The sequence below is a fragment of the Buttiauxella sp. genome (assembly GCF_035271705.1).
In the GTDB taxonomy this organism is placed as follows: domain Bacteria; phylum Pseudomonadota; class Gammaproteobacteria; order Enterobacterales; family Enterobacteriaceae; genus Buttiauxella.
Genome location: NZ_DATERI010000074.1, coordinates 1 through 17,801, shown reverse-complemented (window position 1 = coordinate 17,801; position 17,801 = coordinate 1). Strand labels below are relative to the sequence as shown.

Sequence of the window (17,801 nt, the reverse complement as noted above, 5' to 3'; positions counted from 1 at the left end):
AAGCATTAAGAAAAACGTAATAAGCCACTAAAATAAATAGGTTTTATCACTTAACGTGCCATTGATAAATTGCATGGAAGGATTAAAGAAGCTCACAAATATGAATTGTTGGGAGTAGGGGTTTATATGTTCAGGGGCAGTTATTTAAGGGTGGAAAACCTTAACGGCTCCCACCCCATAAAACCTAGTGGGTGCCAGGCACTGCCTCGCCGCCGATCATCACCAGCCCGGATTCGGCTCGCATAAAGCGCGGTGCTCTTAAATCCTCAGCCAGTAAGGTAACCATCTCAAACAATATTCCGGTGATCTTCTCCACCTGATCGGGTGATTCCAGCTGGTTCAACAGCAGCATAGTCAGCGCTGCACAATATTCGCGCAGAGTTTCTGAATCGGTGGAAAGTGGGCAACGGTAGTCGTCTGGTTTAGTTATGTCTGTAGTCAGGCTTTCGATGAGATGTTCAGGCAACGGAGATTTTAGAGTAAATTTCAGGACGTCTAATCCAGCCAATAACCGCCCACATAATGCCATGCATTCAACGTGATTATCGTTTTCGATCAACCCATCAACATAGCGTTGGCATTGTTCAAGAACCTGAAAGAGATCGTGGGTTGCACCCAGCGGCGTTTTTAACAAAGTGGTGATTGCAGGCTCGATTTCAGGACGAGCGGATGTGTTACTATCGGCGTTAGCCATAGCGTTACTCCTTAACAGTTAACGTTTGTGGTCAGACGCCTCGGCAGTGTTACCGCACTCCGGGGCGTTGTTTGTTACAGGCGGGCCATGATAATGTGCCCCCCTATAATGTTTGTATATTGATCAATATGGGGCCCCATGTCAATCATCAGTCGTGATAAAAAACCAAAAGGCAGCGGTAAGTCCCCACACTTCAAAATGCGTATTGATCCCGCATTGCGTGAACAGTTGGATGTAGAAGCCGCAGAACAAGGCATGAGTCTGGCGAACTGGTTTAAGAACCTGGCACGCGAAGCTTTGAAGAAGAAAGGAATTGAACCGAAGGGTTGAGCGTTTGTCGCCCTCACCTCGGCCCTCTCCCCGGGGCTGCCTTTTATAAACATTTCGCTCTGGCAATCTGTCAGGGTGAGATCTGTAAGATGAGAGCTTTTTCCGTTCACCCGAACGTCTGGCGACTTCTGCAACCGTTGTTAACGGTGAACGTATCAAGGAGAGAACGCCCTCTCCTTGATAATCCTGGCGCCCGGTCATTAAATTGCCGCTGCGCGGTAACCCCAGCTTATCCCCAACGTTCAGGCTCGTTCCAGACGATCGCTCACTTTCACGGCGGACGGCAGCTCAACCCTGAATTATGGGTAACGCCGGGGCAATTTATACCGGGAACAAAGTCAAAACCGGTCTGGCTTTTGACTTTGGGTTTTGCCGTTGACCTTTGAGTCCGGCATAAATCGCCTCCGTTTTGACTGTAAGGAGCGGGTCTCGCCGTCGGGAACGGCGAGAGGTTGTGAGCGCCTGGAGCGCGTCGCAACCGACCCAGCGAATGAAAGGAAAAACGGAGGTTTACCGCGAAGCGGCGATTTAAACGCCGGGAGCCGGGATTATCAAGGGTGCTGCGGTAGCACCCTTGATGCGTTCACCGGTTCGGTGGCTATAGAAACAACTGAACGTTTAGTGAACGGAACCTTCTCTGGCTTTGCAGGAACCGTCCAAGAGACAGCACAGGCAGAGGGTGAGGGCGTTCTGAACTAACGAATTTCCCCGTTCTCATCCTGATCAACAGCGAAACACGCCACCAGTTGGCCACCGTACTCTTTAAGCTGCGGCTGCAACTGCGTGCACGGCCCGAAACGGCGACGGCAGCGGGCGTTGAACGCACAACCCGGAGGCGGGTTCAGCGGGCTTGGCAGCTCGCCAGTGAGCTTGATGCGCTCGCGGCGGTCGTCTGGATTCAGACGCGGAGTCGCAGACAGCAATGCCTGAGTGTACGGGTGACGCGGGTTCGAGAAGATCTGGTCTTTCGTCCCCTTCTCCACACAACGGCCCAGGTACATCACCATCACTTCGTCGGCAATGTGTTCAACCACAGATAAATCGTGGGAGATGAACACATATGACAGCCCCATTTCCTCCTGCAAATCCATCATCAGGTTCAGAACTTGCGCCCGCACGGACACGTCCAGGGCGGAAACCGGTTCATCGGCGATCACCACGTCCGGGTCCAGCATCAGGCCACGGGCGATAGCAATACGCTGACGCTGGCCGCCAGAGAACATATGCGGATAGCGGTCGTAATGCTCGGTTTTCAGGCCGACCTTCGCCATCATCGCCAGTGCTTTTTCACGGCGCTCAGCTTTGCTCAGGTTGGTGTTGATTTGCAGCGGCTCTTCAAGAATTTGTCCCACTTTTTTACGTGGGTTCAGGGAGCCGTACGGGTTCTGGAAGACTATCTGGATTTTCTGGCGACGCAGCTTTTCTGCTGTTTCGTCAGGTTTAAGCAAATCCTGACCCTGGTAGTAAAGCTCGCCACCGGTCGGGATTTCGATCATCGTCAGCAAGCGCCCCAGCGTGGATTTACCACAACCGGACTCGCCCACTACCGCCAGCGTTTTGCCGCGCTCGAGATCAAAAGAGACGCCATCCAGCGCTTTTACCAGACGTTCCTGGCCGAAAAAGCCTTTCTTCACCGGGTAGTGTTTTTTCAGGTCGATGGCCTGCAACAACGGCTGTTGTGTGGTGGCCTTGTCGGTACTCATAGCGTTGGCCTCCCGGCATCATCGAGTGGGAAATGGCATTTGGACTGACGCCCGTTGTCCACCATGTTCAGTTCTGGCTCTTCAGTACGGCAGCGATCAGTCGCATACGGGCAACGTGGGTTGAGCAGGCAACCGTTCGGTCGGTCATATTTGCCCGGAACCACACCTGGCAGCGATGCCAGACGCGCTTTGTCCTGCGCAAACTCAGGTAACGCACGCAGCAGTGCCTGGGTATACGGATGTCGCGGCGCACGGAATATGTCGTGCGAAGCCCCTGTTTCCACCACTTGCCCGGCGTACATCACGATGATTTTGTGTGCCGCTTCAGCCACCAGTGCGAGGTCATGGGTGATAAGAATCAGCGCCATGTTCTCTTTTTGCTGCAGTTCCAGTAACAGCTCGATGATTTGCGCCTGGATGGTCACATCCAGCGCGGTAGTCGGTTCATCCGCAATCAGCAGCTTAGGACGACAGGCGATCGCCATGGCTATCATCACACGCTGGCTCATGCCGCCAGAAAGTTGGTGCGGGTAAACTTCAAGACGCGAAGCCGCATCAGGAATGCCCACCAGGTTCAACAAGTCGATAGCACGCTGACGACGGGTACTTTTGTTGCCGCCCTGATGCACCTTGATGGCTTCCATAATCTGGAAACCGACGGTGTAGCAAGGGTTCAGGCTGGTCATCGGGTCCTGGAAGATCATCGCCACTTCGGCACCGACCAGGTTACGACGCTCTTTCTCAGAAATCTTCTGCAGATCCTGGCCGTTAAACTCCAGTTTCTCAGCCATCACGCGGCCAGGGTAATCAATCAGCCCCATAATCGCCAGCGAGCTGACGGATTTACCAGAACCTGATTCCCCAACGATACCGACCACTTCGCCCTGATTTACGCTATAGCTCACGCGGTCTACGGCACGGAACGGTGTCTTTTCGTCGCCGAAATGCACCGATAATTTATTTACATTCAATAACGCCATTACGTAGCCCTTTACTGCTTGAGTTTAGGATCGAGTGCATCACGCAGCCCGTCACCCATCAGGTTAAATGCCAGCACCGTCAGCAGGATGGCGACACCAGGGAAGGTGACCACCCACCAGGCACTTTGTGCGAACTGCAACACGTCGGAGAGCATGGTGCCCCACTCTGGTGTTGGCGGTTGCGCACCCATGCCGAGGAAGCCGAGAGCGGCCATATCGAGAATGGCGTTAGAGAAACCAAGCGAGGCCTGCACGATAAGCGGTGCCAGGCAGTTAGGTAAAATGTTGATGAACATCTGGCGCATCGGGCTTGCACCCGCAACGCGCGAAGCGGTCACGTAGTCGCGATGCACTTCCACCAACACCGCACCTCGCGTCAGTCGCACATAGTGCGGCAACGCAACAAAGGTCAGAGCCAGCGAGGCGTTAACTATCGACGGGCCAAAAATCGCCACCAGCACCAGAGCCAAAAGCAGGCTTGGCAGTGCCAGCATGATGTCGACGACACGCATGATAATGTTGTCGATAAGGCCACCAAAGTAGCCAGCCACCAGGCCGAGCACCACACCCATCATCAGTGACAGTACCACCACCAGGCAGCCCACCAGCAGCGACAGGCGCGCGCCGTACATCAGGCGCGCCATGATGTCGCGGCCTACGTCATCAGTACCGAGCAGGAACTGCCAGCTACCGCCTTCCTGCCAGACCGGTGGGTGCAGCAATGAATCACGGAACTGTTCTGCAGGGCCGTGCGGTGCGAGGACGTTGGCAAAAATAGCGATCAAAATCATCGCGGTGACATACACCAAGCCGACGACTGCGCCTTTGTTGCGTTTGAAGTAGTGCCAGAATTCCTGGAATGGCGTCATTGGGACTGGCGCCGCTGCCACTGTACTTTCAGTGACTGTTTTTTCAGTTGATTGCGTCATGATGGCCCCTTATTTCTTATGGCGTATACGCGGGTTCACCACGCCGTACAGGATGTCGACTATCAGGTTAACGAGGATAATCATCGTCGCCACCAACAATACGCCGCCCTGTACTACCGGGTAGTCACGACGTTGCAATGCATCAATCAACCAGCGGCCAAGGCCCGGCCAGGAGAAGATAGTTTCCGTCAGAATCGCACCTGCCAGCAACGTTCCCACCTGCAAACCGATAACGGTGACCACGGGCAGCATGGCGTTGCGCAGAGCATGAACCACGATAACGCGCATACGGGTCAAACCCTTAGCGCGAGCGGTACGGATGTAATCTTCGCCCAACACTTCGAGCATGGATGAGCGGGTCATACGCACGATAACCGCCAGCGGGATGGTGCCGAGCACCACGGCAGGCAGCACCATGTGCGCCACGGCGTCGATAAAGTCGCCCGGCTCGCCCCATATCAGGGTATCGATAAGCATAAAGCCGGTGAGCGGCAAGGTGTCGTCCAGGAATACCGTATCGCTGACGCGCCCCGAGACTGGCGTGAGGTTCCAGTACACTGAAACCAGCATGATTAACATCATGCCCCACCAGAAAATAGGCATTGAGTAGCCCGTTAACGCGATGCCCACAGAGGTGTGGTCGAACACAGAACCGCGCTTAACCGCAGCCAAAACACCAACCGGAATACCCACGGCAACGGCGAACATCATGGCGCATACACCGAGTTCCATCGTCGCTTTAAAGCGAGGGACGAACTCGTCCCAAACAGGGAGACGGCTTTTTAACGAAATGCCCAAGTCACCGTGCATCACACCCCAAATATAATGGATGTATTGCTGCCACATTGGCTTGTCGAGACCGAGTTCGGCCAACAACTGAGCATGACGTTCAGGAGAGATACCGCGCTCACCGGCCATTATCATCACCGGGTCACCGGGGATCATATGGACGAAAGCGAAGGTAAGAAGGGTAATACCGATAAACGTGGGGATAACTAACCCCAGACGTCGGAGGATGAACTGCAACATAACCCGGATTCTCTGTAGTGACTGAAAAGCTTGCGATAATCAGTCTGTATTACTCACATATCACAAATATTAAGTCCCTCTCTCCGGCATTGCCTGTCGCTTATCCACTGTGAGTGGACAACAGTCGCCGAAGAGAGGGGCTATCTGTACTTATTATTCTACTGACACGTTCTCAAAGTGGTGTTTGCCCAATGGGTCAACCACGTAACCTTTCACTTCTTTGCGTACTGGCTCGTATACCGTGGAGTGAGCAACGATCAGTGCCGGAGCCTGGTCATGCATCACGACCTGAGCTTGCTTGTACAGCTCGATACGCTTGTTGTGATCGTCTGTTGCACGTGCAGGTTGGATCAGGTCTTCAAACGGCTTGTAGCACCAGCGAGAGTAGTTAGAACCGTCTTTCGCCGCTGCACAGCTGAACAGGGTGGCGAAGAAGTTATCCGGATCCCCATTGTCGCCAGTCCAGCCCATCATCACAGCCTGGTGCTCACCTGCTTTGGCGCGTTTCAGATACTCGCCCCACTCGTAGGTTACGATTTTGGCGGTCACACCGACTTTCGCCCAGTCAGCCTGAATCATCTCAGCCATACGGCGAGCGTTCGGGTTGTACGGACGTTGTACTGGCATGGCCCACAGGTCAACGGTGAAGCCTTCAGCGTGGCCGGATTCTTTCAGCAGCGCTTTCGCTTTTTCAGGATCGTAGGAATCGTCCTTCACGTCATCGTTGTAGCCCCACATGGTTGGTGGGATCAGGTTTTTAGCCGCAGTGCCTGCGCCCTGGTAAACCGCTTTGATGATCGATTCTTTGTTCACCGCGTAAGTCAGCGCCTGACGCACTTTTACGTCATCAAACGGTTTCTTCTCGGTGTTGAAAGACAGGTAACCCACGTTCAGGCCAGCCTGTTCCATCAGGTTGATGCTCTTGTCTTCTTTCATGCGAGCGATGTCAGCCGGGTTTGGATACGGCATAACCTGGCACTCGTTTTTCTGCAGTTTTGCGTAACGCACAGAAGCATCAGGCGTGATGGAGAACACCAGACGGTCGATCTGTGGCTTAGTACCCCAGTAACCTGGGAACGCTTTGTACAGAATGCGAGAATCTTTCTGGTATTGCAGCAGCTGGAACGGACCGGTACCGATTGGGTTCAGGTCAGTTTTTTCCGGCGTGCCGGCTTTCATCATGTTGTCAGCGTATTCTTTGGAAAGAATAGAGGCGAAGTCCATCGCAAGGTCAGCCAGGAATGGCGACTCTGGACGCGTCAGTACGAACTGAACGGTTTTGTCGTCCACTTTCTTGATTTCGCTGATCAGGTCAGACAGGCCCATGCCTTCAAAGTATTCGTAGCTGCCGCCAGAAACTTTATGGTACGGGTTATTTGCATTTTTCTGGCGATCAAAGGAGAACACAACGTCGTCAGCATTTAAGTCACGCGTTGGTTTGAAATCTTTGTTGTCCTGCCATTTCACGCCCTGGCGCAGATGGAAGGTGTAAGTTTTACCGTCAGCACTCACTTCCCACTTTTCAGCAAGACCTGGGATGATTTCGGTGGTGCCGATTTTGAACTCAACCAGACGGTTATAAATTGGCACTGAGCTGGCATCGTAAGTCGTACCAGAGGTAAATAGCTGAGGGTTAAAACCTTCTGGGGAACCTTCTGAGCAATAAACCAGTGTTTTTGCCTGAACGCTAGCTGCTACGGTCAGGGCCACCAGGCTCAGACCAAATTTCAGCATCCCTGACTTCTTCAAGGAAAGACTCATTCTTCTGCTCCGTTGTGATGTTCCCTTCATCTTCCTTGCCACAGCTTTGTTGATAGCGTTGACTCACGCCGTCACTTACCCACGTAAGCTCTCGGTGATTCGTTTGATTGCCATCACGCTGAAACAAGAAATCTATTGGGACATATGTCGTGTTGTTTTTATCCGTTAGACCTTTGTTATATGAATGCGGTCCGTTCGGTGTGCCCGGAGGCGATGGTGAGGCCAGGGGTTCCTTTCGCCAGGCTAGCTGTGTGGTAGTGCAGACTGTCCATAATTTGCCCCTCACGCCCTACAATCTGTCAATAGATGAGTAAAACGTCAATATAGGTAACGGGGATTTACAACCGAGGTGAGAAACGGCGAACAAAGTTAAAAAAAAGCCAGCCACTCTATTTCCAGCAGGGAAATTTATGCTACTGCCATGTTCCCAGATTATTACACTGCCTGAGAGGCATACAGCAGCTGTATTCAGTTGTGCAAATTCTGTAATATTTCTTGCCGAATGCTGATTATCTGAACGATATGTTTTGTGATCCATGTCTCTTACAGCGAATCATGCTGGTATAAAACATAAGCAACAGGGTATTAACCCACGATTTTCCATAACAAAATACAATGGAAAATGTCACAAAATCGTCCGCACGAGGCTGATACAACGTAAACAGCGACAGAAACCCGACTTTGGAGATTCTGCTCATCTACAAACTCAAACTACAGACGTAAAAAAACCCAACCTTGCGGTTGGGCTTTCTTGAATTTTATCAGCGAGAGAGGATGACTTGTCACTGCGTGACGCGCCCTGCGGGTCGTTGCTAAAGCAACGTTGTCTCGCTACGCTCGGCTCAAACCTCCTTCGGAGATTCTCATCCTCTACAAGCTTCAGATGCAAAAAGACCAACCCGAAGGTTGGTCTTTTCTAAATTTGGTCGGCGAGAGAGGATGACTTGCCACTTCGTGACGCGCCCTGCGGGTCGTTGCTAAAGCAACGTTGTCTCGCTACGCTCGGCTCAAACCTCCTTCGGAGATTCTCATCCTCTACGAACTTCAGATGCAAAAAGACCAACCCGAAGGTTGGTCTTTTCTAAATTTGGTCGGCGAGAGAGGATTCGAACCTCCGACCCACTGGTCCCAAACCAGTTGCGCTACCAAGCTGCGCTACTCGCCGAATACGGAGCGCATAGTACTGCGCACCGTTTTAACCGTCAATCCCAGAAACCTAAAATTATGTCCGTTTGATTCAATTTCCAGCAGATGTGGCGAAAAAGTTACTGCGCAGCCTTCTGCGGCACATGACACCAGTTGTTATTCTGGTTAATACCGCCGTCCGGCGACGTGTATCCCAGGCAACCCATAATCGTGTCATACAGCTCAACATGACGGTGCGCCACTTTCATTTTCGCTTGTTCTTGCATGTGCTCAAACTCACGCGCCCGGTCCGGGTTTTCCAGATACTTATCTGAAGCCCACACTAACAGCGGAACACGGAATTGCTCCGGTGGTGCCATTTCACGTGGCGTACCATGCAGGTGCTTCTTCTCATCGATGGATTCACCATGATCCGAGGCGTAGAAAATAATTGCCCGCTTATCACGCAACTGGGAAATCACACTATCCAGCACCGTATCGGTATAAAGTATTGAGTTATCGAATGCGTTAATCAACTGCTCTTTACTGCACTCTGAATCAATACTGACGCACTCAGGAGCCCATTTAGCGAAGCTGCGCGGATAGCGTTGCACGTAAGAGAAGTGCGAACCTTTGGTATGCAGAACAATCAGATGCTTGCCGTCAGGATGCTTGTCAACCGAACGTTTCATCTCCTCAACCAGCAACATATCGTCGACTTGCTTGCCTGTGTTACGTGGCTCAGCAGCAATTTGCTCACGATAAGAGAAGTTATCAGCCATGGTGTTGCCGTAGAACCACAATTCACTTTGCATCGCAAACAGGTCGGAGCTAAAACCAAGTTGCTTGAGTACGGCAAACACGTTTTGTTCTTTTAAAGTCCGTTGCGGGTTGTCTTCCGCTCCACCTTCGCGCACAAACATACAGCGCAGCGAAAGCTTAGTCGCGGTATCGCAGGATTCCCCGCGGAAAGCCACGAGGTTTTTCTCATTGGCGAGTTTTGGCGTGGTATCACGGTCATAACCAAAAATACCCATGTGATCCCAACGAGCCGTTTCGCCAATCACAAACACGACATAGGTATCATCCAGCTCTTTGGGAGCGACATAAGTAAACTTCTTTGCGGGGTTAATCAGTGAGTTGTTATCTGTCGACTCATCGGCCTGAGCCCAGGCAAAAAGACCTAAAGCGGAAACCCAGTTTGATGGCAAATAGGAGTTAGCAACTACGCCGCCATAGCTTGGCAAATCAACGGTAGAACGTTTCTCAGTACGATTCTGTTGTTTATCAAGGTAACGCAATGGTGCCCAAACCATCAGCCCAGCCAGCAGCACAATGGCCACATTCTTGATGCGATGACCCGGAGTTTTTAACTGATGCAGCAAAGTGTCACGCGTGTTGCTGCCCCAAATTAGCGCCAGCGGGATAACACTGACCAAAATCATCCACATGACGAACTGATAGCCGACAATTTCTTTAGAAAGGTCGATGTCGGTGGTCATCACCGAAGCAATAATCCCGTAGCCAATCACGACGTTGAGTAACGTCATGTAATAGCTTGCAGCGACAGAAAACACCACAATCACTGAGGCGATAACGCGCCAAACCGTGCGGCCAAACAGCGATAACATACGGAGTAAAAAGAAGGTGACCAGCACACATGCCGCAATTTCGGTCATCATGGCTAATGCTTTCAAGCCACTAAATTGCTGGATGAATCCTTCAAAACGATGATAAAAAACCGAAAGGTTTAAAAATAGCCCGATGTATACCGCTAGCAGAATGCAGAGCTTCTGCTGGGTCATCGATTTAACGTAATTCATGCAGTTGTCCGAAGAAATAGTGCAAAAGAAGAAATGTCATAAGCATCACTCAGACTCCCCTTAACTTATAAAATTCTGAGCAATGAAAAATTAAGTTCGAATAAGGACGATTCTTAGTCGTTTTTTGACGCGAAATAGTAGAGCACAGGGTTGACAAAAAGTATTGGCAAAAAACGAAATCTGCCACGTAGTTTACATATATCGAGCCTGATTTACGCTTTTAAAGGGACAGAACAATAAATAGACGCCACAACCGGGTTGTGGGACATATAAGTCATTACAGGTGATGCGAAGGGGGAATCATGTTGTCACTGGAAGAACGGGCACGCCGATATGCCGCGAAGGCGCATGCAGCTTGCGATCAGCGCCGCAAATATACTCTGGAGCCATACATTGTCCATCCTGCCGCGGTGGTAGAACTGGTCAGAAGCGTCTCGCCAATTGAGGAGATGCTTGCAGCCGCCTGGTTACACGATACGGTAGAAGACACTGGCAGCACGATTATTGATATTCAGGAACACTTTGGGCCTGACGTCGCAGCACTTGTCGCCATGGTCACGAACCCCGAACAGCACTCTGGCATCAACCGCCTGAATCGTAAACGCGCCCATTTCCTGCATACTGCCAATGCCAGTTGCGAAGCACAAACCATTAAACTCGCCGACATCATTGATAACACGCGTGAAATTTTACGTTATGACCCGCATTTTGCTCGAGTCTATCTGATTGAAAAACGTATTCAGCTGGCAGGATTGCAACGTGGGAATGAGACGTTAAGAATTCAGGCACAAAGCATTATCGAACAGGGGATTTCACAATTAATGATGCCGCCGTATAACGTCCCGGCGGCATGGTTTGCGGCATTAATGGCTCGCTATCAGGCGTGAGCTTCTTGCAGTACTTCTCGTGCTGGTTGGCGGATAGTCGTGGAAATCGCCAGGGACAAAATCAGCAGCGCGAAGATGACGCAGAAGGTGACATAGAAGCCGCCGAAGACGGAGGCGATAATCGAACCACAGATACTGCCAATACCGAAGCCCAGATAAATCACACCGTAGTTTTTAGTCAGGTTATTCAGACCAAAGAACTCACTGACCAGTGATGGATAAACGGTGATGGTGCCGCCAAAGTTAAATGCCACACAAGCAATCGCGGCAAAGAATGTCACTTCGTTGAGCGGGGCGAACAACAGTGCTGCCATACCGACTAAAGAAATCACCTGGCCGATAGTGATAACGCGGATTCGGGCCATTTTATCGGACAGAATACCCAGAACCAAACGACCGCTCAGGTTAGCAATGGCGATAACAGTCACCGCGTTAGCCGCAGATTCAGCAGTCAAATGCACCATCCCCTGCGCGATATCTTTTGCCACACCAATCACATACAAACCACTCATGCAGGCAGTCAGGAACATAATGGCCAGCATCCAATACTGTGGTTGGCGCATAGATTCTGCCAGTGTGTAATCTTTTTCAGCCACGCCGTTCACTGTTTTCACTTCCTGCAATGGCGCATCTTTCATCAGCATTGAACCGAACAGAATCATCACCATTGCCATCCCACCCCAAATCATAAAGGTGCTTTCAAGGCCCACGGTCGCCAGCAAATGGCTGTCGATGTATTTGAAACCTAAGCTACCAAGGCCGTATGAACCAATGGCAATTGCGGAAATCAGACCTTTACGCTCCGGGAACCACTTCACGCAGTTGGAGAGAGTGATTAAGTAACCTGCGCCATCAGCCAGGCCCACCAACACACCCGCGCTCAGCCATAACATCAGCAGGTTATCGGAGTGAGCGGTCAGGAAGAAGCCGACACCCAGCAGCACGCCCGCCGCCATCGTGACGTTGCGAACCCCAAAACGTTCTTGCAGTTTGCCCGCGACAGAGGAAGAAATCGCCAGGCCAAGGCTTAACAAACCAAAGGAGAACGCCACCTGGCTGATTGGCTCATCCAGCTTTTGCGACAGCGCGCTATTGAACAGACTCCAGGTATAAACAGAACCCAGTGCAAACTGAGTAATGATGGTACCGATCAGGGTTAACCAGCGAGTACGGTTGTAGTTGGAATTATTCATGGCAGATGTCCGCAAAATTTAAGAGAAATCTTCTGCCGCTAAGAATAACGAAGTGCATTTTATTCCAGGAGAAAACGGCATGAGATGCACTCATGCCGGAATGAAATGCCACTGAGAGGGAATGAATGACCTGGGTGTTATATTAATTCCTTGAACAGTTAGTCATTACTATCAATATAAATGGCGTAAATGCTGATCATTAAATGTTAAGCATTCCAATTCAAGGTTAAATAATTGATCAAAACTTCGCACTGACGCCAACGTTATAAAGATAGGCTTCACCCGTCGTTAACCCTTCGGCCTGTGACATAGAAGCAAACGCCTCCATATTTTTGCCAATGGGTATATCCGCACCGACGGTGATATCCATCCAATTGCCATCCTGGCCCGACGCAACATTCGCTCTCATCCCTGACTGGGCTTTCCATAAGTTTTCACCGTACTGATGGTTATAGCTTACCTGTGCCCACGGGCGCAGATAGCCGAGCGATGAATCCAACCGCCAGCCCACAGTAGAAACGCTGGCATGCCAAAGTTGATCGTTAAATCGTGAGGCATTCGCCGAGTCACCGTATTCGTTATAGACCCCAGCTGAAGAGCCATCCCAACTGTACTTTGCGGTCGGCCCGGTGGTGAAATTTCCAGGCAAATTGATATTCCAGCCGACCCCCAAAAGTGAGCTATCAGCCTTCATACTATCGTTACCAGAAACGAGCAACAGCCCCTCCTGGTTTTGGGAGGTAAAAGAAGAACTAATCCGTTCTGCGAGAATATCGTTATAACTGGGTTGGTGACTACTGTCCCAGGTATAACGATCCTGCGCTTCGCCCGGTGCTTCCTCGACAACATATTCTTGTTGCCAGGCCATTACATTCGTAGCGTAGGATAAACAACACAAAGCCAACACCGTGGAAAGAGTGACACGGTGACCACTGCGTATATTTTTTTTCATTAAAAAGACTCCAGGAAAGAGCCAAATCCGGCTATTTTTTTTCTTTTTTTCGGGCTTGCGGATAGCCCCTAAATCATTCAAGGTGCATCGAGTCGGCTTGCGAGCGAGCCCGGATGAGCTTACATAAGTAAGTGATTCGGGTGAGTAAACGCAGCCAACAAAGAGACAACTTGAAGCATGACGGGGATAGCCCTGAATTAACTATTGTCTCTTTATCTGGCACGTCAAGTTGGCACGAGAAATTTCATCAAAGGAGAAACGTATGTTGCGTTGTGGATGGGTATCCCAGGATCCGCTTTACATGGAGTATCACGATAAAGAATGGGGCGTGCCGGTGACCGATGGACAGCACCTTTTCGAGATGATCTGCCTTGAAGGACAGCAAGCAGGTTTGTCATGGATTACGGTGCTGAAAAAACGCGAAAACTATCGTCGCTGCTTTAAAAATTTCGACCCGCAAGCCGTGGCATTACTGCAACCAGAAGACGTCGATCTGTTGGTTCAGGATGCAGGAATTATTCGTCATCGCGGAAAAATAGAAGCCATCATTAATAATGCGAAAGCGTACCTGGCGATGGAAGCCAACGGCGAGAAATTCCCCGAGTTTGTTTGGTCGTTTGTCGACAATCAGGCGCAAGTGACGCAAGCCGACACGCTTGCAGAAATTCCAACGACGACACCCGCTTCAGACGCGCTATCCAAAGCACTGAAAAAACGCGGCTTCAAATTTGTCGGCTCCACGATTTGCTACTCATTTATGCAGGCCTGTGGTCTGGTTAACGACCATGTGACGAGCTGTTTCTGCCACCCTGATAACCAGAAATGATTCGCCGCCTACGACTGGATGAAATGGATGAGCTGATCGAATTTTGGCTCGCCAGCACCATTCATGCGCATCCGTTTATTAGCGAACGCTACTGGCATGAAAGTGAGTCCATCGTGCGCAATGTCTATATTCCGCAATCTGTGACCTGGGTTTATATCGAAAACGGAAAAATAGTGGGATTCATCAGTGTGCTGGATTCACTGTTTATTGGCGCGCTGTTTGTGAGTGAACTGTTCATCGGCAAGGGGATTGGGCATGCGTTGATGGAGCACGTCAAAACGCATTATTCAGCGCTGAGTCTTGAGGTTTATCAGAAGAATCATCGGGCAGTGCATTTTTATCACCACCAGGGCTTTCGCATTGAAGAAAGCGCCTGGCAAACAGAAACACACCACCCGACGTGGATTATGAGCTGGCAGGAGGGAGAAACGCAGTAACCTCCGGCGCTGGGCCGAGATATTTTTCGGCCCATACCAACGAAGAATTCGCCGCACAGCCATTGGCCAGCCGCGAAGTTGGTATATCCAGCGTCAGCACATTTACCGCGCCGTTTTTACACAGCTTCTCGTCATTCAAATCGGGCCATGCGCCCTGATGAATGCAAACCACACCCGGCTTGATGCCATCCGTCACTAAAGCCCCCACCAACACCTGCCCACGGGCATTCCAGACGCGTACCAAATCACCATCTGCAATACCTCGTTCAGCGGCATCTTTGGGATGCAGCGTTAACGGCTCACGTCCGGCAATCGCGTATTTCTCGCGTAATGCCGCATAGTTAAGTTGGCTGTGCAGACGATGCGCAGGGTGCGACGAAAGCAATTGGAGCTGACCCGGTTTGGCATTGCCTTGCCATTCATTCGGGGCAAGCCAGCTTGGGTGTGGAGGGCAATCAGCATAAGCAAAACGGGCGATGCGCTCTGAATAAATTTCGATTTTACCGCTTGGGGTTTTTAACGGATTAACCTGCGGATCTTCGCGGAAATCAGCAAAACGGATGAAAGCAGCATTCTTTTCACTTTCTGGCATTTCTATCAGTTGGTTAGATTCCCAGAAGTGTTGGAAATCTGGCAACTCTATCTGCTGAGCAGCCCCTCGCTTACGCGCGATTTCATAGAACTCTTCCAACCATTGCAGCTCGGTTTTCCCTTCCGTAAAGCGTGATTCTCCGTCTTCTTCCCACAACGCACTGAGCTGGGCAAAAACGTCGAAATCATTACGTGCTTCATTGCGCGGTGGAACCACTTGCTTCATAGGCACCAGATGCTGGTTGCTGTAATCACCCGTCATCGTCAAGTCATTGCGCTCAAAAGATGTGGTGATCGGTAACACAATATCCGCGTGTTTTGCTGCAGCCGTCCAAAAGCATTCGGAAATGACCACCAACTCTGGCTTCTGCCAGGCTTTAATCAGGCGGTTTGTGTCCTGGTGATGAGTAAAGTTAGCACCACCCGCCCACCACAACATCCTGATATCCGGGAAGGTTTTCTGCAATCCATTATGTTGATACTCGCCACCCGGGTTTTCCAGCGCTTCAACAATGCGAGCCACCGGGATTTTTTCCACGGCATCAATACCGTTTGCCACTGAGCCCTGCATGGAACCCAACACCGCTGCGCGACGCGTCGGATTACCGCCGTTAGCAAAGTGATAAGAAAGCCCAAAACCGCCGCCTGGCGTACCAATCTGCCCAAGCATTGCCGCAAGCGTGACCAGCATCCAGTGTTTTTGCTCGCCGTATTGCTGGCGTTGCATCCCCCAGCCAGACATCAGCATGGTGCGTTTTTCACTAAATAAACGCGCCAGATCTTCGATGGTTTGCGCCGGTACGCCGCAAATCTCTGCCGCCCAATGCGCCGTTTTCGGCTGGCCGTCAGATTCACCCAACAGATAAGCCGCAAATTTGTCGTAGCCGTGAGCGCAACGCGCGAGGAATGGCGCATCATGCCAGCCATTTATCGCCAGTGTATGGGCGATGCCCAGCATCAGCGCCACATCGGTGCCCATGTTCGGCGCAATCCACTGCGCTTTTTCACCGAGGAAATCCACGGTCTCCGATCGCATCGGATCAATGGCGATCACTGTTTTGCCGCTGGCTCTGAGTTGTTCGAAATACTTCACGCCCTGTTCATCGCTGGCGTTCCATGCAATTTTCAGAGTGTTCAGTGGGTTAGCACTCCACAGCACCACAACTTCGCTATGTTCAAGTACCAATGGCCAGCTAGTTTGCTGCTGGTAAACTTCATTGGAGCCCACCACATACGACATGATGACCTGTGCCGCACCGGTAGAATAATCGCCAAGGTGCCCGGTATATCCACCCGCAAGGCTCATATAACGTTGCAGTAACGTCGCCGCTTTATGCAACACACCATTGGAGCGCCAGCCATAGGAACCGGCAAAAATAGAGTCCGCACCATAAGTCTCACGAATACGTTGATGTTGCTGGTGAATGAGTTGCAACGCTTCATCCCAGCTAATCCGCACATATTCGTCCTCACCTCGCACACCTTGTGGCGCATCGGGTGAGGCGAGGAACCCTTTTCGGGCCATAGGAAATTGCACGCGAGCTTGGCTGTGAACCTGGTCCGGAACCGCACTTTGCAATGAGTTCTCATGCGCGGTTTCCAGTGCGCCAGTGGAACTGATCACGCGCTCGCCGTCAGTTTCAACGAGCATTGGGCCCCAGTGTGCGGCCGTTAGAATTTTCTTATTTGATGAGGATGTACTTGCCAATTCGGGCTCCCCTGGTTGCAGGTGGCGGTCTAATGACCACTCAATATTTTATTTACAAAATCAGACGACTCTATAGAAACTTCTACACATTCACGCGGCATAATCAACCGCCGCTGAGCATGCGGTTGAGTTATTTAATTCACCAAGGAAATAAGATGAAAAAACGCGTCATGATGATTGCCGCTATTGTTTGTGGCACGTTAGCAGTTTCTGGCTGTACTACCAACCCTTACACTGGCGAACGTGAAGCTGGAAAAGCGGGTATTGGAGCAGGTATTGGCTCACTGGTAGGTGCTGGCGTCGGCGTTCTTTCCTCATCGAAAAAAGATCGCGGTAAAGGTGCATTGATTGGTGCCGCAGCAGGTGCTGCATTAGGGGGTGGCGTCGGTTATTACATGGATGTGCAAGAAGCTAAACTGCGTGAAAAAATGCAGGGAACAGGCGTAAGCGTAACGCGTAATGGCGACAACATCGTGCTTAACCTGCCAAACAACGTCACTTTCGACAGCAGCAGCGCAACACTGAAACCAGCAGGTGCAAACACCCTGACCGGTGTGGCGATGGTACTGAAAGAATATCCAAAAACTGCGGTTAACGTCGTGGGTTATACCGACAGCACCGGCAGCAAAGAGCTGAACATGACGCTTTCCCAACAGCGTGCAGATGGCGTGGGTAGTGCACTGATTACGCAAGATGTCGCGGCAAACCGCGTGCGTACCTCGGGTGTGGGACCTGCGAATCCCATTGCCAGCAACAGCACGGCTGAAGGCAAGGCGCAGAACCGCCGCGTAGAAATTACGCTGAGTCCATTGTCCTAATCATTAGATTTGACT

Annotated in this window: 15 protein-coding genes, 1 tRNA gene and 2 other RNA genes; 5 read left to right on the top strand and 13 right to left on the bottom strand. The window is 51.1% G+C overall.

Translation table 11 applies throughout. The features are described from left to right. Nucleotides 1-184: 184 nt before the first annotated feature. Nucleotides 185-694, bottom strand: a complete 510-nt coding sequence (locus VJY99_RS06470) for a hypothetical protein (protein ID WP_324117248.1) — start codon at nucleotides 692-694, stop codon at nucleotides 185-187. A gap of 138 nt (nucleotides 695-832) precedes the next feature. On the opposite strand from VJY99_RS06470, the gene VJY99_RS06465 reads away from it, so the two are divergent. Then, nucleotides 833-1,024: a toxin-antitoxin system HicB family antitoxin gene (locus VJY99_RS06465; protein WP_324117247.1), complete on the top strand. Its 192-nt coding sequence runs from the start codon at nucleotides 833-835 to the stop codon at nucleotides 1,022-1,024. 695 nt (nucleotides 1,025-1,719) lie between these two features. On the opposite strand, the gene dppF is transcribed toward VJY99_RS06465, so the two are convergent. The 9 genes from dppF to eptB form a co-directional block, all read right to left on the bottom strand. Further along, nucleotides 1,720-2,727 carry a dipeptide ABC transporter ATP-binding subunit DppF gene (gene dppF, locus VJY99_RS06460; RefSeq protein WP_324117246.1) on the bottom strand — a complete coding sequence of 336 codons (1,008 nt, stop codon included), beginning with the start codon at nucleotides 2,725-2,727 and terminating at the stop codon, nucleotides 1,720-1,722. Then, nucleotides 2,724-3,707 (bottom strand): dipeptide ABC transporter ATP-binding protein, encoded by a 984-nt coding sequence (gene dppD / locus VJY99_RS06455; protein WP_324117245.1) that lies wholly within the window; start codon nucleotides 3,705-3,707, stop codon nucleotides 2,724-2,726. Before dppD ends, dppF begins: the two co-directional genes overlap by 4 nt. An 11-nt stretch (nucleotides 3,708-3,718) precedes the next feature. Next, nucleotides 3,719-4,636 carry a dipeptide ABC transporter permease DppC gene (gene dppC, locus VJY99_RS06450; protein WP_324117244.1) on the bottom strand — a complete coding sequence of 306 codons (918 nt, stop codon included), beginning with the start codon at nucleotides 4,634-4,636 and terminating at the stop codon, nucleotides 3,719-3,721. 9 nt (nucleotides 4,637-4,645) lie between these two features. Continuing rightward, nucleotides 4,646-5,665 carry a dipeptide ABC transporter permease DppB gene (dppB, locus tag VJY99_RS06445; RefSeq protein WP_324117243.1) on the bottom strand — a complete coding sequence of 340 codons (1,020 nt, stop codon included), beginning with the start codon at nucleotides 5,663-5,665 and terminating at the stop codon, nucleotides 4,646-4,648. A gap of 153 nt (nucleotides 5,666-5,818) precedes the next feature. Beyond that, nucleotides 5,819-7,426 (bottom strand): dipeptide ABC transporter periplasmic-binding protein DppA, encoded by a 1,608-nt coding sequence (gene dppA, locus VJY99_RS06440; protein WP_324117242.1) that lies wholly within the window; start codon nucleotides 7,424-7,426, stop codon nucleotides 5,819-5,821. A gap of 758 nt (nucleotides 7,427-8,184) precedes the next feature. Beyond that, nucleotides 8,185-8,314: non-coding RNA, RtT sRNA (locus tag VJY99_RS06435), on the bottom strand. 35 nt (nucleotides 8,315-8,349) lie between these two features. Further along, nucleotides 8,350-8,479, bottom strand: a non-coding RNA gene (locus tag VJY99_RS06430) — RtT sRNA. Between the two features lie 35 nt (nucleotides 8,480-8,514). Next, nucleotides 8,515-8,591, bottom strand: a tRNA-Pro gene (locus VJY99_RS06425). Between the two features lie 100 nt (nucleotides 8,592-8,691). Continuing rightward, nucleotides 8,692-10,374 (bottom strand): kdo(2)-lipid A phosphoethanolamine 7''-transferase, encoded by a 1,683-nt coding sequence (eptB, locus tag VJY99_RS06420; RefSeq protein WP_324117241.1) that lies wholly within the window; start codon nucleotides 10,372-10,374, stop codon nucleotides 8,692-8,694. 302 nt (nucleotides 10,375-10,676) lie between these two features. Here eptB and VJY99_RS06415 point away from each other — a divergent pair, with 302 nt between their 5' ends. Continuing rightward, nucleotides 10,677-11,261 carry an HD domain-containing protein gene (locus VJY99_RS06415; protein WP_324117240.1) on the top strand — a complete coding sequence of 195 codons (585 nt, stop codon included), beginning with the start codon at nucleotides 10,677-10,679 and terminating at the stop codon, nucleotides 11,259-11,261. Here the strand turns inward: VJY99_RS06415 and VJY99_RS06410 are convergent. After that, nucleotides 11,252-12,454 carry an L-lactate MFS transporter gene (locus VJY99_RS06410; protein WP_324117239.1) on the bottom strand — a complete coding sequence of 401 codons (1,203 nt, stop codon included), beginning with the start codon at nucleotides 12,452-12,454 and terminating at the stop codon, nucleotides 11,252-11,254. The two genes, VJY99_RS06415 and VJY99_RS06410, sit on opposite strands and share 10 nt — an antisense overlap. A 238-nt stretch (nucleotides 12,455-12,692) precedes the next feature. Beyond that, nucleotides 12,693-13,406, bottom strand: coding sequence for an autotransporter domain-containing protein (locus tag VJY99_RS06405; protein WP_324117238.1), 714 nt, complete (start codon nucleotides 13,404-13,406; stop codon nucleotides 12,693-12,695). A 262-nt stretch (nucleotides 13,407-13,668) separates the two neighbouring features. Here VJY99_RS06405 and tag point away from each other — a divergent pair, with 262 nt between their 5' ends. Together tag and VJY99_RS06395 are read left to right on the top strand one after the other, a co-directional pair. Continuing rightward, entirely contained in the window at nucleotides 13,669-14,232 is a 564-nt protein-coding gene (tag, locus tag VJY99_RS06400) for a DNA-3-methyladenine glycosylase I (RefSeq protein ID WP_324117237.1), read from the top strand. Then, a complete protein-coding gene (locus tag VJY99_RS06395; RefSeq protein ID WP_324117236.1) occupies nucleotides 14,229-14,669 on the top strand; it encodes an N-acetyltransferase in 441 nt (146 codons plus the stop codon). Before tag ends, VJY99_RS06395 begins: the two co-directional genes overlap by 4 nt. Here the strand turns inward: VJY99_RS06395 and VJY99_RS06390 are convergent. Continuing rightward, nucleotides 14,638-16,968: a molybdopterin guanine dinucleotide-containing S/N-oxide reductase gene (locus VJY99_RS06390; RefSeq protein WP_324117235.1), complete on the bottom strand. Its 2,331-nt coding sequence runs from the start codon at nucleotides 16,966-16,968 to the stop codon at nucleotides 14,638-14,640. The genes VJY99_RS06395 and VJY99_RS06390 overlap by 32 nt on opposite strands. 155 nt (nucleotides 16,969-17,123) lie before the next feature. Here VJY99_RS06390 and VJY99_RS06385 point away from each other — a divergent pair, with 155 nt between their 5' ends. Then, nucleotides 17,124-17,786 (top strand): OmpA family lipoprotein, encoded by a 663-nt coding sequence (locus tag VJY99_RS06385; protein ID WP_324117234.1) that lies wholly within the window; start codon nucleotides 17,124-17,126, stop codon nucleotides 17,784-17,786. Nucleotides 17,787-17,801 lie beyond the last annotated feature (15 nt).

Coding starts and splice junctions, on each gene's coding strand:
- VJY99_RS06410 (WP_324117239.1), bottom strand. CDS start 12,454: ATGAATAATTCCAACTACAACCGTACTCGCTGGTTAACCCTGATCGGT.
- VJY99_RS06465 (WP_324117247.1), top strand. CDS start 833: ATGTCAATCATCAGTCGTGATAAAAAACCAAAAGGCAGCGGTAAGTCC.
- dppB (WP_324117243.1), bottom strand. CDS start 5,665: ATGTTGCAGTTCATCCTCCGACGTCTGGGGTTAGTTATCCCCACGTTT.
- eptB (WP_324117241.1), bottom strand. CDS start 10,374: ATGAATTACGTTAAATCGATGACCCAGCAGAAGCTCTGCATTCTGCTA.
- VJY99_RS06470 (WP_324117248.1), bottom strand. CDS start 694: ATGGCTAACGCCGATAGTAACACATCCGCTCGTCCTGAAATCGAGCCT.
- dppA (WP_324117242.1), bottom strand. CDS start 7,426: ATGAGTCTTTCCTTGAAGAAGTCAGGGATGCTGAAATTTGGTCTGAGC.
- tag (WP_324117237.1), top strand. CDS start 13,669: ATGTTGCGTTGTGGATGGGTATCCCAGGATCCGCTTTACATGGAGTAT.
- dppC (WP_324117244.1), bottom strand. CDS start 4,636: ATGACGCAATCAACTGAAAAAACAGTCACTGAAAGTACAGTGGCAGCG.
- VJY99_RS06395 (WP_324117236.1), top strand. CDS start 14,229: ATGATTCGCCGCCTACGACTGGATGAAATGGATGAGCTGATCGAATTT.
- VJY99_RS06385 (WP_324117234.1), top strand. CDS start 17,124: ATGAAAAAACGCGTCATGATGATTGCCGCTATTGTTTGTGGCACGTTA.
- dppD (WP_324117245.1), bottom strand. CDS start 3,707: ATGGCGTTATTGAATGTAAATAAATTATCGGTGCATTTCGGCGACGAA.
- VJY99_RS06405 (WP_324117238.1), bottom strand. CDS start 13,406: ATGAAAAAAAATATACGCAGTGGTCACCGTGTCACTCTTTCCACGGTG.
- VJY99_RS06415 (WP_324117240.1), top strand. CDS start 10,677: ATGTTGTCACTGGAAGAACGGGCACGCCGATATGCCGCGAAGGCGCAT.
- dppF (WP_324117246.1), bottom strand. CDS start 2,727: ATGAGTACCGACAAGGCCACCACACAACAGCCGTTGTTGCAGGCCATC.